This window comes from Herbaspirillum aquaticum, from assembly GCF_002213425.1.
GTDB classification, from domain to species: domain Bacteria; phylum Pseudomonadota; class Gammaproteobacteria; order Burkholderiales; family Burkholderiaceae_D; genus Herbaspirillum; species Herbaspirillum aquaticum.
On sequence record NZ_NJGV01000009.1, the window covers coordinates 209621 to 225960 of the forward strand.

Consider the following 16340-nt stretch of genomic DNA (forward strand, 5'->3'; position numbering starts at 1 on the left):
GCGCACCTGCAGCCTTCTTCATTTCGCCCCCCTAGCCACCCCATGCCAGCACCTGTCCCCCGTGCTCCCCTGTTGATCCTCGCCACCACCGGCACCACCGGTGACATGCTGCCCTTCCTCTCGCTCGGTCTCGGCCTGCAAGCGCGGGGACATCGGGTGCTGATGGTGGTGCCGCGATTTCATGCGGCCTTGTTCGAGCAGGCGGGACTATCCTGCCATCCCTTGGGCAGCGTGGAAGAATTCCAGGCCGTGCTGGCCAATCCGGACCTGTGGGATGAACGCAAGGGCTGGCAGGTCATCTGCCGCGCCGCCGCCCCCTATATCGATTGCCTGCACCAGCTGGTCACGCAATTGCCTGCCGAGGAGCAGTGCGTCATCCTCAGCCATCCCTTGCTGGTCCCGGCGGCGGACATCGCGCGTGCCGTGCGCCCCGGGCTGCGCATCGTGGCCACCTGTCTCGCGCCCTCCAACCTGTGCAGCAGCCACGACCTGCTGGCCATGGGATCGCTGCGCATTCCTGGCTGGGTACCGCTGTCCTGGCGCAAGACCTTGTGGTCACTGGCGCACCGCTGGATGATCGATCCGCCCAGCCTGCCGGCACTCAATGCCGCACGGGCCAACCATGGACTGGCGCCGGTGGCGCATTTCTTTGCGCACGTGATGCAGGCACCGGATGCATCGCTGGGCTTGTTTCCGGACTGGTTCGGCGCGGTCCAGCCGGACTGGCCGCAGCCTTTCGTGAGCGGACAATTTCCGCCCCCTGCGGCGCCGTCGCCATCGGACTGGACACCGGCCCTGCGGCAGTTTCTCGACGCTGGTCCGGCACCCGTCGTCTTTACGCCAGGCTCCGGCCACCAGCATGCCGCGCAGTTCTTCGCCAGCGCCGTAGAGGCCGCGCAGGCTCTTGGCCACCGCGCACTGCTGGTAACACGGCATCGTGAACAGGTACCGGCGGTCTTGCCCGAGGGCGTGCTGTGGCAGTCCTACGTGAGCTTCGATGCGCTGTTGCCGGGGGTGGCGGCCATCGTCCATCACGGCGGCATCGGCACCACTGCTGCTGCCTTGCGGGCAGGCGTGCCGCAGCTGGTGGTACCGTTTGCCTACGATCAGTTTGACAACGGCTATCGGGTACAGCGGCTGGGAACGGGTGATGTCCTGCCGGCCCGGCACATGTCGGCCAGTCGCTTGCAGCACAAGCTCAAGCCGCTGCTGCAGGCGTCGGCAGTGGTGCAGACCTGCCAGCGCATCGCCCGCTCAATGCGGGACGGTTCATCGGCTGATGACATCGTTGCACAGGCCGAGCGGGCGCTCCTGCCCGCTCGCTGATTCAGGCCGATTCCTGCGCCCGCGCCTGCTCCATCAACAACTCCAGAAACGCCGCCGGTGCCGCATCCAGCACCAGCATGCCATTGCGGGCGGCGGCCTTGTGCGTGACCACCAGCTCCCAGCACAGCTCCACCCCGCGCAGCTTGACGCTGGCCAGCTTGCCGCGCCGCGCGTGGACCAGGTCGCGCGGCAGCAGGGCCACGCCCAGCCCGTGGCCCACCAGGTCAAGCAAGGTCACCAGGTCGCTGACCTCGAAGGCCACGCGACGCCGCAGGCCTGCTTCGGCAAAGCCGCGATCGACCAGGGCACGCGTGCCCAGCCCGGTTTCGAAATCGACGAAGCCCTCGCCGGCCAGTTGTTCCAATGTCACCGAACGCGCCTTGCCCAGGCGATGGCTGGGATGGCAGGCCAGTACCAGCTCATCGCAGGCGATGATGTGTTGCTGCAAGCCCTCCCCGCTTTCTTCGATGGGGAGGATGGCCAGGTCCAGCTGGCGGGCGTCGATCTTCTCGTTCAGTTCGCCCGCCGCGCCCTGGCACAGCCGCACCTCCACCGCCGGATGCCGACGGTGGAAACGCGCCAGCAACGCGGGCAGATCGACGAAGGACGGCAGGCTCTGTACCGTGCCGATGGAAAGCCGGCCGCGCCGCATGGCATTGACATCGGCCACGTCGGTAGCGCCCTGCTCCAGCGCCGCCAGCGAACGGCGTGCGCTCTCCAGGAAAGCCTCGCCGGCCGCCGTCAGCTCCACCCGGCGCGTGGTGCGCACGAACAACGCTGCCGCCAGCTCTTCTTCCAGCAAGCGGATCGAGGAGGACAGCGCCGACTGCACCACATGGCAGCGCGTGGCCGCCCGGGTAAAACTTTTTTCTTCTGCCAGTGCGATGAATTGGCGCAGTTGCCTCAGTTCCATGGGGTCCGTGTGGGTTGGTGATGCCGTTGGATTGATCGATGCCATGAATGAATCAGGCTGTTGGCATCGATTTTACTGACAAGTGCGCGCCAGCACGGCTGTGGAAAAAACTCTGCGTACTTCCTCGAAAAATCGCCATTACCGGGGACCGATACGGCAGCCGTCTGCCAGCCCGGCTAAAATAGTCGCCCGAACGACCGCCGCGCACCGCGCGGCACCCACCGAACAGACAAGCATGAGAAAAGTGAAGCTGCGCAACGCCGCAGAAATCGCCCAGGCCCGCGTGGCCGGGCAACTGGCGGCCGAAGTGCTGCACGTCGTGGCCGAGCACGTCAAGGCCGGCGTCACCACCGACGAACTGGACCGCATCTGCCATGACCACATCGTCAAGGTGCAGCAGGCTACCCCGGCCAACATCGGCTACCACGGCTTCCCCAAGACCATCTGCAGTTCCGTCAACGACGTGATCTGTCACGGCATCCCCGGCGGCCAGGTGCTCAAGGATGGCGACATCATCAACATCGACGTGGCCGTCATCAAGGATGGCTGGTACGGCGACTGCAGCCGCATGTACTTCGTAGGCTCCCCCAACGCCACCGCGCGCAAGCTGGTCAACACCACCTATGAGGCCATGTGCGCGGGCATCCGCGCGGTGCGCCCGGGTGCGACCCTGGGCGACGTCGGCCACGCCATCCAGACCGTGGCCCAGCGCGACGGCTTCTCGGTGGTGCGCGAATACTGCGGCCACGGCATCGGCACCATCTATCACGATGAACCGCAGGTGCTGCACTACGGCCAGCGCAACAGCGGCCTGCCGCTCAAGGAAGGCATGATCTTCACCATCGAACCGATGTTGAACGCCGGCAAGCGGCACACCCGCCAGCTCGACGACGGCTGGACCGTATTGACTGCCGACGGCTCGCTGTCGGCCCAGTGGGAACACATGGTGGTGGTCACCGCCAAGGGCTATGAAATCCTCACGCCCTGGCCGGAAGGCTGCGGCGACTATCCTTCCATCGCCACCCGCAACTGACCTGCGTATCAATCCGGTGGCGGCTCTCAGCCTGCCACCACCTCGATGGGAAAGTCCGAGAACAGGTCCAGCTGATCCTGTTCCGGCGTCCCCCCCACCACGATCCCCGAAAATACTTCCAGCGTGCTGTAGAAGGCCGGACGAAACCGGCCCAGCTTGCTCTGGTCGATCACCACGTAGCACTGCGCCGCGCTGGCGATGGCGGCCTGCTTGATCGGCACTTCATGGAAGTTGGAACAGCTCACGCCGCGCCGCGCGTCCACCCCGCCCGCCGACAGGAAGGCCTTGTTCACGCCCAGCCGCCTCAGATAGGCCACGCCCTCTTCGGAGGCAAACGAGGCCGATGACGGGTGATACAGCCCGCCCAGCAGGATCACCTGCGTATTGGGACGCTGGCTGACGATGTTGGCAATGTTCAGGGAATAACAAATCACGCTCAGGCCGATATCGACCGGCAAGGCCTCCGCCAGATGCGTCATGGTGGTGCCGCAGTCGATGAAGATGCTGTCCCCCTCCTGCACCCGCTGCGCCGCGCGCTGGCAGGCCAGGCGCTTGCGCTGCGCGTGCTGGTCGGCTTCGCGGTCGATCGAGTAGCGGTTCTCGCCAGCGCCGGGGCTGCTTTCCAGCACGTGGCCGCCAAGGCAGATCAGCGGCGAATCGTCAGCGGCCAGGTCGCGCCGCACCGTCATCACCGTCACCCCCAGCACCTCCGCAATGCGCGCCAGCGGCGTCGGGCCCTGCTCACGGATCATGTCCTGCATGCGCGAGAGCCGCTGGGCACGTGCGCGTTCGCCCAGCGTGGGTTGAGGGGCCGGCTTTCCGGGCGAAGTCGGGGTCATCGAAGCCATGAGGCGTTTTCCTGATCGGGAAATGTTGCAGATAAAAAAAGGTTGCGCATTAAAAGTTATGGATGTAACGTTACAGCCATTAAATGTTATTTGCAAAACATTTAGCGCGTTGGGCCACATTGTAGCGAGGCCGGCGGACGGCGTCGATGCATGCAAGAGCCAAGCCTGACCCAGCGCAAGCAGCACATGGAAGAGACCTGCCCGTCGGCACCAGCCAACGGTAATTAACTAAAAGTTACGCAGCCATGAACATGACCAGCAAGACCCCTTCCCTGCGCCGCGCGCAGGGCGAGGCCGACATCGTGCGTGAGGATAGCGCGAGCGCCGGCCATCCGCGCAACAGCGTGCAGCCCTATGACGCTGCCGCCTTCGAACATTTGCGCATCAACCTGAGCGCCGCTGAAAAGCGCGTGACCACCTTGAAGGGCCGCCGCTCGGTCAAGAAGGATGCGCAGGCTGCCTGGCTGCTCAAGGCCATCACCTGCATCGATCTGACCACGCTCTCCGGCGACGATACCCCGCAACGGGTGCGCCGCCTGTGCGCCAAGGCCGCCAATCCGGTACGCGCCGATCTGCTGGAAGCGCTGGGCATGCAGGCACGCGGGCTGACCACGGGTGCGGTGTGCGTCTATCACCGCTTCGTGAAGACGGCGGTGGAAGCGCTGGAGGGAAAGAATATTCCGGTGGCGGCGGTATCGACGGGATTTCCGGCAGGTCTCAATCCGCACGCACTGAAGCTCAAGGAAATCGAAGCCTCGGTGCGCGACGGTGCTGCCGAAATCGACATCGTCATCACCCGCGAACACGTGCTCACCGGCAACTGGGAGGCGCTCCATCGCGAGATGCGCGACTTCCGCCAGGCCTGTGGCGAAGCCCACGTCAAGGCCATCCTCGCCACCGGCGAACTGAAGACCCTGCGCAACGTCGCCAAGGCGTCGATGGTCTGCATGATGGCCGGGGCGGATTTCATCAAGACCTCCACCGGCAAGGAAAGCGTCAACGCCACGCCGCTGGTCTCGCTGGTGATGCTGCGCATGATCCGCCAGTACCAGGAGATGACCGGCATCAAGGTCGGCTACAAGCCCGCAGGCGGTGTGGCCACGGCCAAGGATGTCCTCGAATACCAGGTGCTGATGAAGGAGGAACTGGGTGACGACTGGCTGCAACCCGATCTGTTCCGCGTGGGGGCTTCCAGCCTGCTGGCCGACATCGAGCGCCAGCTGGAACACCACGTCACCGGCCGTTACTCCGCCTTCAACCGGCATGCCATCGGCTAAGCCACCCTGCACGGACAAGCACAATGAGCATTTCCACCTATTTCGACACCATGGATTACGGCCCCGCCCCCGAGAGTGACAAGGATGCCCGCGCCTGGCTGGCCAGCCACGAGGCCTCGTTCGGCCACTTCATCGCGGGACGTTTCACCCAGCCCGGCGGCCAGCTGGAAGATCTCGATCCGGCCAGCGGCAAGCGGCTGGCGCATCTCACGCAAGGCTCTGCAGCTGACGTGGATGCCGCCGTCAACGCCGCCCAGGCCGCGCTGGCCAGCTGGCAGGCGCTGGGCGGCCATGGCCGTGCGCGTCACCTGTATGCACTGGCCCGCGCCGTCCAACGCCACGCACGCCTGCTGGCAGTGCTGGAGACCATGGACAACGGCAAGCCCCTGCGCGAGTCGCGCGACGTGGATGTCCCGCTGGTAGCGCGCCACTTCTATCACTACGCCGGCTGGGCGCAGCTGCAGGAAAGCGAATTCCCCGATCATGTCCCGGTGGGCGTGGTCGGCCAGATCGTGCCGTGGAATTTCCCGCTGCTGATGCTGGCCTGGAAGATCGCCCCGGCACTGGCACTGGGCAATACGGTCGTCCTCAAGCCCGCCGAAGACACTTCGCTGACCGCCCTGCTCTTTGCCGAACTGGCACAGCAGGCCGGCCTGCCAGCGGGCGTGCTCAATATCGTCACCGGCGACGGCAGTACGGGAGCGGCCATCGTCGCGCATCCCGGCATCCAGAAAATCGCTTTCACCGGTTCCACTGAAGTGGGCCGCCTGATCCGGGCGCAAACCGCCGGCAGCGGCAAGTCGCTGACCCTGGAGCTGGGCGGCAAGTCGCCGTTCATCGTCTTCGATGATGCCGATATCGATGCCGCCATCGAAGGCGTGGTCGATGCGATCTGGTTCAACCAAGGTCAGGTCTGCTGCGCCGGCAGCCGCTTGCTGGTACAGGAGGGCATCCACGATCTCTTCATCGCGCGGCTGAAAAAGCGCATGGAAAAGCTCAAGGTCGGCGCACCGCTGGACAAGTGCAGCGACATGGGCGCGCTGGTTTCCCCGGTGCAGCTGGAGCGCGTGCGGCGCCTGGTCGAACAGGGCGTGCGTGAAGGTGCGCAGTGCCACCAGGTGGCGCTCGATACGCCGCCCGGCGGCTGCTTCTATCCGCCCACGCTGCTGACCGGCGTACATCCCGCTGCCACCGTGGCCACCGAAGAAATCTTTGGCCCGGTGCTGGTCGCCATGAGTTTCCGCACCCCTGACGAAGCCGTGCAACTGGCCAACAACAGCCGCTACGGATTGGCCGCCAGCATCTGGAGCGAAACCATCGGCCTGGCCCTGGGCGTGGCCCCGCAGCTGAAGGCCGGCGTGGTGTGGATCAACAGCACCAACCAGTTCGATGCGGCGGTCGGCTTTGGCGGCGTACGCGAATCCGGCTATGGCCGCGAGGGTGGACGCGAAGGCTGCTACGAATACCTCAAGCCGCGCCATCGCCTGAACCGTGCGCAACGCAATACTGCATCGGCCACGCCGGCCGGCGCACACAAGGACTCTCCGCTGCAAGGCGGCCTGGTCGACCGCACTGCAAAGCTCTACATCGGCGGCAAGCAGGTCCGTCCGGATGGCGAAGTGTCCATGGCTTGCTACGCGGCCAGTGGCGAGCGGCTGGAAGATGTGGGCCTGGGCAACCGCAAGGATATCCGCAACGCCGTCGCCGCGGCAGTCAAGGCAGGCGGCTGGAGCAACGCGACTGCCCATCGCCGCGCCCAGGGGCTGTATTACATCGCGGAAAACCTGTCAGCGCGCGCCGATGAATTCGCGCGCCGCATTGCCCTCACCACCGGCGTCTCCGCCGAGGCCGCGCGGGCCGAAGTGGATGCCGCGATCAAGCGCCTCTTCAGCTATGGCGCCTGGGCCGACAAGTACGACGGTGCCGTGCACCAGCCGCCGCTGCGCGGCGTGGCCCTGGCCATGCCGGAAGCCATTGGCGTAGTTGGCGTGGTCTGTCCGGAAGAGCAACCGCTGCTGTCCTTCATCAGCCTGGTGGCACCGCTCGTCGCCATGGGCAATCGCGTAGTGGTCGTCCCCGGCCAGCAGGCAGCGCTGGTGGCGACCGATCTCTACCAGGTGCTAGACACCTCGGACCTGCCCGGCGGCGTCATCAACATCGTCACCGGCAAGAGTGCCGAACTGCTCACCGTACTGGCCGAGCATGACGAAGTCGATGCCCTGTGGGTACGCGGACCGGCTGAGTTCTCGGCGACGGCCGAGCGGCTATCCGTCGGCAACCTCAAGCGCTGCTTCGTGGATCACGGCGAGCTCACCGACTGGCACGATGCTGCGCAGGGCGAAGGTGGCGAATACCTGCGCCAGGCCACGCACGTCAAGAACATCTGGATTCCTTATGGCGAATGAAAATGCTGCGCTTGAGCGCAACGCGCTTTTCCTGGTCATGGCTGAACATGACTGACAATGGCTGACAATGGCTGACAATGGCTGACGAAGTCCTGACGGAATACTGACTAATAAATCGAAAATTCTTGAGATTGAAAATATTAGTTTTTTACGGCGAACGATCAAGCTGAACAAGGACTCCCAAGCAACAAGATTTAGATTTATCCTATAAGCATACTTATAAAATCCACAGGAGACGACATGCTTAAGAATCTGCATCCTTTACTGAACGCCGATGTGCTCTACGCCCTGCGTGCGATGGGCCACGGTGACGAACTGGTCTTGTGCGACGCCAACTTCCCGGCCGACTCGGTGGCCCGCCAGACGGTACTGGGCAAGGTGCTGCGCATCGACGGCGTGGGCACCACCGAAGCTGCGCGCGCCATCCTCTCGGTGCTGCCGCTGGACAATGCGGTGGAACAACCGGTGCGCCGCATGGAGATCATGGGCGAACCCGCCACCATCCCGCCGGTACAGCAGGAACTGCAACACGAAGTGAACCAGGCTGAAGGCCGCGAACGCCCGCTCGGGTCGATCGAGCGCTTCGCCTTCTATGAAGCGGCCAAGAAAGCGTATTGCGTGATCGCCACCGGCGAGCGCCGCTTCTACGGCTGCTTCCTGCTCAAAAAAGGTGTGTTGCCACCGGAGGCGTGAGCATGACTTCCCTCTCGCACAAGACCGGCGTAGCCGTGCTGGGCATCTACGTGGCCGACCTCGCTTTCCGCGCACCGGGCATGCCTGGCCTGGGCCAGACCATCGCCGGCACCGGCTTTGCCATGGGTCCCGGCGGCAAGGGCTCCAACCAGGCCGTGGCCGCTGCGCGCGTCGGTGCGCCGGTACGCTTCATCTCGGCCATCGGCAAGGATTCCTTCGGTGACTTCGCGCTCTCGCTGTGGCGTCAGGAAACCATCGCCCCCCACGTGCGCGTGATCGAGGATGCGCCCACGGGTGCCGCCTTCATCTACGTCAACGACGCCAGCGGTGACAACGCCATCATCGTGGTGCCGGGCGCCGCCTCGCAACTTTCCACCCAGGATGTGGAACGCGAACACCAGGCCATCGAAGCAGCCAGCGTCTTCGTGACCCAGCTGGAGCAGCCTCCGGAAGCCGCCCTCACCGGCTTGCAGATCGCCCGGGCGGCGGGCACCACCACGGTCTTCAACCCGGCACCGGCACTGGACTTCCCGCCGCAGATCTATGGCCTGTGCGATTTCATCACCCCCAATGAACACGAAGCGGCCCTGCTGACCGGGATCGAAATCCATACCGTTGACGATGCCCGCCGCGCTGCCGACGTGCTGCTGGAACGCGGCGTCGGCTGCGCCCTCATTACGCTGGGCGCACAGGGTGCGCTGCTGCACAGCCGCGCGCAATCGCTGCATTTGCCGGCCCTGTGCGCGGGCACCGTCGTGGAGACCGCCGGTGCCGGCGACGCCTTCAACGGCGCCTTCGCGGCCGGACTGGCCGAGGGCATGAGCGCCGAACAAGCCGCGCGGCTGGCCACGGCGGTGGCGGCCATTTCGGTCACCCGCGCCGGCACCGCCCCGTCCATGCCCAGCCGCCAGGAGGCGCTGGCGCTGCTGCAGGCCAACGCCGGTGCGCTGGCGCAGGCGCAATGACATTCCCCGCGAGGTAACCCCACCATGAAACTGAAGATCTCCGACCCGCAACTGCTGTTCCTGCTGGTCATCAACCTGGCCATCCTGCTGGTGGCCACCGTGTTCTCGCGCGGCGACTTCCTGGACGTCTACAACTTCCAGTCCATGGCCAGCCAGCTGCCTGAACTGGGCCTGCTGGCGATCGGCGTGGCGCTGGCGATGATCTCGGGCAATGGCGGCATCGATCTCTCCGGCATCGGCCTGGCCAACCTGTCCGGCGTGGTGGCTGCGGCTGCCATGCCGCTGCTGGTCGCTGCGCCCGATGCGGCACCGTGGACTTATACGCTGGGCTTCGTGGCGGTGGCACTGGTCACCGGCCTGGTCGGCGGTGCGCTCAACGGCTGGCTGATCTCGCGCGGCAACCTCACGCCCATCCTCTGCACGCTGGGCACGCAGATGATCTTCACCGGACTGGCCGTGGTGCTGACCAATGGCTCCAGCCTGCGCATCAGCGTGGTCGATCCGATCTCGGCCATCGGCAATGAATCGGTGCTGGGCGTGCCCATCCCCTTCATCATCTTCGTCGCGCTGCTGCTGGGCGTGGGCTGGCTGATGCGCTACAGCCTCTTCGGCATCAAGCTCTACCTGCTCGGCACCAACGCGCGCGCGGCACGCTATGCGGGCATCTCGCAGAACCGCCTGCGCTTTGCCACCTACACCTTGAGCGGCGTGCTGGCCGCGGTGGCCGGCATCATCATCGCCGCCCGCACTGCCAGCGTGAAGGCGGACTATGGCAACTCCTACCTGCTCATCGCCATCCTGATCGCGGTGATGGCCGGCATCCGTCCGCAGGGAGGCTACGGCCGCATGGTCTGCCTGTTCTTCTCGGCGCTGGCGCTGCAGTTGCTGTCCTCGACCTTCAACCTGCTGGAGATTTCCAACTTCTTCCGCGACTGCGCCTGGGGCCTGCTGCTGCTGTGCTTCCTGGCCTCGGCGCGGGTCAGCTGGCGTGATTTTTTCCCGAATTCAAAGGCGCAATTGCGCAAGTCTTGAACAGCACCCCGCCTGTCAAGATCCATCCACATAGTGGGGAAACTGGAGACATGATGAACAAGAAATCGGCTTGCGTACTGGGTTCGGCTCTGGCAGCCATCGGCTTTGCCAGCGCACTGCAGGCGCAGAACAAACCCATCGATATCGTCACCGTGGTCAAGATCACCGGCATCAGCTGGTTCAACCGCATGGAAGTGGGCGTCAAGGAATTCGCTGCCGCCAATCCCGGCGTGACCACGCGCCAGATCGGCCCGGCCCAATCGGATGCCGCCCAGCAGCAACGCCTGGTGGAAGACCTGGTGGCCAAGAAGGTCGACGCCATCGCCGTGGTGTCGATGGATCCGCCGACCCTGGAGCCGGTCTTGAAGCGCGCCCTCGATCGCGGCATCAAGGTGGTCACCCATGAAGCCGACAACCAGAAGAACACCCTGGTCGATATCGAAGCCTTCGACAACACCGCTTATGGCGCCCGCCTCAATGACCGCCTGGCAGCGTGCATGGGCGAGACCGGCAAGTGGTCGTCGCTGGTCGGTTCGCTGGGCAGCCAGTCGCAGGTGCAATGGGCCGATGGCGGCGCCTCCAATGCCGCCAAGAAGTACCCCAAGATGACCCTGGTGGATGCCAAGAACGAATCGGCCAACGATGCCGAGAAGGCCTATGCCAAGGCCAAGGAAATCCTGCGCAAGCATCCCGACATCAAGGGCTTCCAGGGTTCGTCCTCGCTGGACGTGCTGGGTATCGGCCGCGCCGTGGAAGAAGCCGGCCTGCAGGGCAAGGTCTGTGTCTATGGCACCGGCCTGCCCAGCGAAGCGGCCAAGTTCCTGGAGTCGGGCGCAGTGGGCGGTATCGCCTTCTGGGATCCGAAGGATGCCGGCCTGGCCATGAACAAGGCGGCCATGATGCTGGTGCAGGGCAAGAAGATCACCGACGGCATGGACCTGGGCATTCCGGGCTACAACAAGGTCAGCGTCAAGAAGGGCCCGGGCGTGGGCGTGATCGTCACCGGCCAGGCCTGGGTGGAAGTGGACAAGAAGAACTACAAGCAGTACGCGTTCTGATCGCGGCCTGATCAGACCCACCGGACATCCGCCGCGCGCCCGCGTCATCAACCCGGCCACGGCGGATGTCCTTCGTCATCGCGTTGGACTATGAGCACTCAAGACACTTCCAGCCCCCATGGAACGCCAGCCCGGGAATTCCTGCGGCTGCAGGGTATCCACAAGCGCTTTGCCGGGGTGCACGCCCTGCGCGGCATCGATCTCACCATCCATGCCGGCGAGATCTATCACCTGCTGGGCGAGAACGGCTGCGGCAAGAGCACCATGATCAAGATCATCGCCGGGGCCCAGCCGCCCAGCGAAGGCGAGATCTTCATCCAGGGCGAACGCGTGGCCGGACTCACGCCACTGGCCTCACTGTCGTTGGGCATCGAGACGGTGTATCAGGATCTCTCGCTGCTGCCCAACATGAGCGTGGCCGAAAACGTCGCCCTGAGCGCCCAGCTGGTGCACCACCAGGGGCGGCTGGCACGCCTGTTCGATCGCCGCGCCCTCAACGACACGGCGGCGCGCGCACTGCGCGCGGTCAACCTGCCGGCCACGGCGGAGTTTCTCGATACGCGCGTGGACGAGCTGCCCATCGCCACCCGCCAGCTCATCGCCATCGCGCGCGCGATTGCCACCAGTGCGCGCATGGTGATCATGGATGAACCGACCACCTCGCTCACCCAGAAAGAAGTCGATGCGCTGGTCAAGGTCATCAACGGCCTGCGCGCCAATGGTGTGGCGGTGCTGTTCGTGAGCCACAAGCTCGATGAATGCTTTGCCATCGGCGGCCAGGCCATCGTTTTCCGCGATGGCGAAAAAGTCGCGCAAGGTCCGATCCAGGGCTTCACCAAGGCCCAGCTGGGCCAGCTGATGACGGGCAAGCAGTTGAGCCAGGAACGCTATCGCGTCGACGCCCAATTGCAGAAGACCCGCCTGGAAGTCACGGCCCTCACGCGCCGCGCTGCCTTCGAGGACGTCAGCTTCACGCTGCATGAAGGCGAGATCCTGGGCATCACCGGCCTGCTCGATTCGGGCCGCAATGAACTGGCCCTGGCGCTGGCCGGGGTGGAACCGGCGCATGCCGGACAGATTGTGCTGGACGGACAGCCGCTATCGCTGCGCGCGCCCGGCGATGCCATCACCCACGGCATCGGCTACGTGCCCGAGGATCGCATCAGCGAAGGCCTGTTCCTGGACAAATCGATTCGCGACAACATCATCACCACCATCCTGCGCAAGATGCGCGGCAAGTTCGGCGCACTTGATGCGGCGGCCTGCCAGCGCTTCTCGGTGGACACGGTCAGGCAATTGCAGATCGCCACTCCGGACGTGGATCGTCCGGTGCAGTCGCTCTCCGGCGGCAACCAGCAGCGCGTGCTGATCGGCCGCTGGCTGGCCATCAATCCGCGCGTGCTGATCCTGCACGGGCCGACGGTGGGCGTGGATGTGGGTTCCAAGGACATCATCTACCGCATCATCCAGGACCTGGCAAAACAGGGCATGGGCGTCATCCTCATCAGCGACGACCTGCCCGAGCTGCTGCAGAACTGCGACAACCTGCTGCTGATGAAGCGCGGACGCATCGTGCGCCGCTTCGAGGTGGAGGGCTTGTCCGAGAGCGACCTCTCGCACGACCTGGTCTCCGAACAAAGCCACGAACATTGAGAACCGAGCATGGATGCAAGCACTTTGACCCGCCAGAACGCCAGCGCCGACACCAGCCCCGCCCTGCCCCCGCGCAGTGCGGCAGCCAGCCTGGGCGTGCTGCTCAAGAAAAACCCTTCGCTGTTTACTTTCGTCCTGATCCTGCTGGTGGTGGTGACGGTGGCCCTCATCAATCCCGCCTTCTTCCAGCTGGCGGTGCTGTTCGACATCGTGCGCGCCTGCACCACCCTGGGCCTGTTTGCGCTGGGCGTGATGATCGTGCTGGCCGCCGGCGGCATCGACGTCTCCTTCGCGGCCATCGCAGCGCTCACCATGTATTCCATCACCAAGGTGGTGATGACGTATTTCCCCGAGACGCACATTGCCGTCATCCTGCTGGCCGGTGCGGCCGGCGGCACCGCGCTGGGTGTGCTCAACGGACTGCTGGTGGACTGGCTCAAGGCACCCTCGCTGATCGTCACCATCGGCACGCAATATCTTTATCGCGGCATCCTGCTGACCTTCGTCGGGACGGTGTTCTTCATGAACGTGCCGCATGCCATGGACCAGTTCGGCAAGCTGGCCCTGGCCCGGCATGACACGGCCAGCGGCCTGCACGCCGTGCTGCCTGCCACGGTGCTGGTCCTGGTACTGGCCAGTGCGCTGACCTGGTGGCTGCTCAACAAGACCCTGATGGGCCGCGCCGTCTATGCCGTGGGCGGCAGCCTGGCCATCGCCGAACGCCTGGGCTACAAATTGCGTTCGGTGCATCTGTTCGTGTTCGGCTATGCCGGCTTCCTGTCCGGACTGGCGGGCATCGTGCACGTCTCCAGTACGCGCCTGGCCAATCCCTTCGACCTGGTGGGCAGCGAGCTGGATGTGATCGCCGCCGTGGTCCTGGGCGGTGCGCGCATCACGGGCGGCCATGGCAGCGTGGTGGGTACGCTCCTGGGCGTGCTGCTGGTGACCCTGATCAACAACGTGCTGATCCTGGCGGGCGTGCCCAGTACCTGGCAGAAAGCCATCATCGGCGGCTTCATCGTGCTGGCGGGTGCGGTGTTCGCGCTGCGGCGGGAGAAGTAGAATTTCCCGTTAAAGATACTCACCAATTCTCCCGCCCATCTTTTTTAAAAAATATTTTCAAATCACTGCATCCAGATCGGCTCCTCGCGGGTAGTACCTCATGTCAGCCCCGTTGTCGCGCATGCGGCCACGGGCTGCACGAGACAACCATCCATTTCAAGAAACTAGGAGCCCATCATGCAAACTGCCGTCCTGTCCTCCCGTTCCCTCCGTATCGCCCTGCCCCTGGCAGCGGCCCTCACGCTGGTGGCCTGCGCGCCCATGTCGACCATGTATTCGCAGGACAGCCTGCCGGACGCCGTCAAGGTCCCGGCCGGCAACAAGGTGGTACTGCAGACCGTGGGCGTGGGCGAGATCCTCTACGAGTGCCGCGCCAAGAAGGACATGCCCGGCCAGTTCGAATGGACCTTCGTCGGCCCCGATGCCGTGCTCAAGGATCGCAGCGGCATGCAGGTCGGCCGCTACTACGGCCCGCCGGCCACCTGGGAGAGCAGCGACGGTTCCAAGGTGACCGGTGCGCAGGTGGCAGTGGCACCGGCTGGCACCGGCAACATCCCGCATCAGCTGGTCAAGGCCAATCCGGCCACCGGCATGGGCGCCATGACGCAGACCACCTATATCCAGCGCGTTGCCACCAAGAGCGGCGTGGCGCCGGCCGATCGCTGCGACATGGGTTCGGCGGGTGCCAAGCAGAAGGTGGGCTACCAGGCCGACTATATTTTCTGGAAAGCCTCCTGATGCCGGCGCATCCCTCGCTATAATCCAGGTCACCCCGGCCGGACGTTCCGGCCGGGCAACCTGCGCCCGGAGCCTGCTTTCGAGTGACTGACGTCCCCGCCTCCTTCGATCATGAAGCCGCCCTGCTGGCCTGCGCGCGCGGCGAGCGCCGTGCATTGCAGGCGCTTTACGAACACGAGGGCCGCTATCTGCTGGGGGTGGCCTTGCGCATCATGCGTGATCGCGCGCTGGCCGAGGACGTCCTGCATGACGCTTTCCTCAACCTCTGGAACCGCGCCGCCAGCTTCGACCCGGCGCGCGGTGCTGCACGCGGATGGATCTATACGGTGGTGCGCCATACCGCCCTCAATCGCATCCGCGCCATGCAACACGAAGTCTCCGCCGGTGACGACCTGGAAGAACTGGCCGACCGCCCCGACCCAGCCGTCGAGGCGCCCGACTGGCAAGCCGACCTCGGCCGGCTGGACGAGTGCCTGGGCCAGTTGAGCGATGCCAAGCGCGCCAGCATCGTCTACGCCTATGTCGACGGCTGCACCCATGGCGAAATCGCCGAGCGCCTGCAAGCGCCGCTGGGATCGGTGAAGGCATGGATCAAGCGCGGCCTGGCCGCGCTGCGGGAGTGTATCGGATGAATTCATCACACGATGAACTGCAATGGCTGGCGGCCCAGTACGTGCTGGGCACGCTGCCGCACGCACAGCGCCAGGCGGTGGAGCAGCGCCTGCCCACGGACGCCGCACTGCGTGCCGCCGTCGATGAATGGGAAACCAGGCTGCATCCCCTGACCGCACTGGCAGAGCCGGTACAGCCATCGGCCAGCCTGTGGCAACGCATCGAGCGCAGCCTGCCCATGCCGGCCCCGGTACGCCGGCGTGGCGGCTGGCATGCATGGTGGGAGAGCGTGCAATTCTGGCGCTGGAGTACCGGCGCGGCGCTGGCCTGCTCGGTGCTGCTGGCTGTGCTCATGCTGCGTGCCGAGCCACCCGCCCGTGCACCGGCCTACATGGTGGTGCTGGTCGCGCCGCAGGACAAGGCGCCCGGCTGGGTGGTACAGACCGGTGGCAGCGGCCGCCTCAACCTGATTCCGCTGGGCGTGGCCACCGTGCCGCAGGAGAAGGCGCTGCAATTCTGGACCAAGGGTGCCAACTGGAACGGCCCGGTGTCGCTGGGCATCGTCAAGCCCGGCAAGACCCAGGAAGTCCCGCTGGACAAGCTGCCACCGCTGCAGCCGGACCAGCTCTTCGAGATCACCCTGGAGCCGGGGACCGGCTCGCCCACAGGCCGCCCGACCGGCCCCATCCTCTACATCGGCCGCGCGGTGAAGGTGACTTCCTGAG

At 65.1% G+C, this 16340-nt stretch carries 15 protein-coding genes; 13 read left to right on the forward strand and 2 right to left on the reverse strand.

Annotated elements, in window-relative coordinates; genetic code table 11:
• The first annotated feature begins 42 nt into the window (after positions 1-42).
• Complete coding sequence (locus CEJ45_RS12140) at positions 43-1326, forward strand: glycosyltransferase (protein ID WP_088755362.1); 1284 nt, start codon at positions 43-45, stop codon at positions 1324-1326.
• Between the two features lies 1 nt (position 1327).
• On the opposite strand, the gene CEJ45_RS12145 is transcribed toward CEJ45_RS12140, so the two are convergent.
• A complete protein-coding gene (locus CEJ45_RS12145) occupies positions 1328-2239 on the reverse strand; it encodes a LysR substrate-binding domain-containing protein (protein ID WP_088755363.1) in 912 nt (303 codons plus the stop codon).
• 235 nt (positions 2240-2474) lie between these two features.
• Here CEJ45_RS12145 and map point away from each other — a divergent pair, with 235 nt between their 5' ends.
• The gene (gene map, locus CEJ45_RS12150; RefSeq protein WP_088755364.1) at positions 2475-3272 is read left to right on the forward strand and encodes a type I methionyl aminopeptidase; all 798 of its coding nucleotides are present in this window, start codon (positions 2475-2477) and stop codon (positions 3270-3272) included.
• Positions 3273-3298: 26 nt separating this feature from the next.
• Here map and CEJ45_RS12155 read toward each other — a convergent pair whose 3' ends face one another.
• Positions 3299-4120 carry a DeoR/GlpR family DNA-binding transcription regulator gene (locus CEJ45_RS12155; RefSeq protein ID WP_187697669.1) on the reverse strand — a complete coding sequence of 274 codons (822 nt, stop codon included), beginning with the start codon at positions 4118-4120 and terminating at the stop codon, positions 3299-3301.
• Positions 4121-4365: 245 nt separating this feature from the next.
• On the opposite strand from CEJ45_RS12155, the gene deoC reads away from it, so the two are divergent.
• The 11 genes from deoC to CEJ45_RS12210 all read left to right on the forward strand — a co-directional run bounded on the left by deoC (position 4366) and on the right by CEJ45_RS12210 (position 16339).
• A complete protein-coding gene (gene deoC / locus CEJ45_RS12160; RefSeq protein WP_088755365.1) occupies positions 4366-5397 on the forward strand; it encodes a deoxyribose-phosphate aldolase in 1032 nt (343 codons plus the stop codon).
• 23 nt (positions 5398-5420) lie between these two features.
• On the forward strand, positions 5421-7802 hold the full coding sequence (locus CEJ45_RS12165) for an aldehyde dehydrogenase family protein (RefSeq protein WP_088755366.1): 2382 nt from the start codon (positions 5421-5423) through the stop codon (positions 7800-7802).
• 240 nt (positions 7803-8042) lie between these two features.
• The gene (locus CEJ45_RS12170; RefSeq protein WP_088755367.1) at positions 8043-8495 is read left to right on the forward strand and encodes an RbsD/FucU family protein; all 453 of its coding nucleotides are present in this window, start codon (positions 8043-8045) and stop codon (positions 8493-8495) included.
• 2 nt (positions 8496-8497) lie between these two features.
• Positions 8498-9460, forward strand: coding sequence for a ribokinase (rbsK, locus tag CEJ45_RS12175; protein WP_088755368.1), 963 nt, complete (start codon positions 8498-8500; stop codon positions 9458-9460).
• 24 nt (positions 9461-9484) lie between these two features.
• Positions 9485-10492 carry an ABC transporter permease gene (locus tag CEJ45_RS12180; RefSeq protein WP_088755369.1) on the forward strand — a complete coding sequence of 336 codons (1008 nt, stop codon included), beginning with the start codon at positions 9485-9487 and terminating at the stop codon, positions 10490-10492.
• Positions 10493-10542: 50 nt separating this feature from the next.
• The gene (locus CEJ45_RS12185; protein WP_034331985.1) at positions 10543-11550 is read left to right on the forward strand and encodes a substrate-binding domain-containing protein; all 1008 of its coding nucleotides are present in this window, start codon (positions 10543-10545) and stop codon (positions 11548-11550) included.
• Between the two features lie 90 nt (positions 11551-11640).
• Positions 11641-13203, forward strand: a complete 1563-nt coding sequence (locus CEJ45_RS12190; RefSeq protein ID WP_187697670.1) for a sugar ABC transporter ATP-binding protein — start codon at positions 11641-11643, stop codon at positions 13201-13203.
• 9 nt (positions 13204-13212) lie between these two features.
• Positions 13213-14265 carry an ABC transporter permease gene (locus CEJ45_RS12195; protein WP_088755370.1) on the forward strand — a complete coding sequence of 351 codons (1053 nt, stop codon included), beginning with the start codon at positions 13213-13215 and terminating at the stop codon, positions 14263-14265.
• Between the two features lie 177 nt (positions 14266-14442).
• Positions 14443-15003, forward strand: a complete 561-nt coding sequence (locus CEJ45_RS12200) for a DUF3455 domain-containing protein (protein WP_088755371.1) — start codon at positions 14443-14445, stop codon at positions 15001-15003.
• An 83-nt stretch (positions 15004-15086) separates the two neighbouring features.
• Positions 15087-15635 (forward strand): sigma-70 family RNA polymerase sigma factor, encoded by a 549-nt coding sequence (locus tag CEJ45_RS12205; protein ID WP_088755372.1) that lies wholly within the window; start codon positions 15087-15089, stop codon positions 15633-15635.
• Complete coding sequence (locus tag CEJ45_RS12210) at positions 15632-16339, forward strand: anti-sigma factor (RefSeq protein ID WP_088755373.1); 708 nt, start codon at positions 15632-15634, stop codon at positions 16337-16339. The genes CEJ45_RS12205 and CEJ45_RS12210 overlap by 4 nt, the downstream gene beginning before the upstream one ends.
• Position 16340 lies beyond the last annotated feature (1 nt).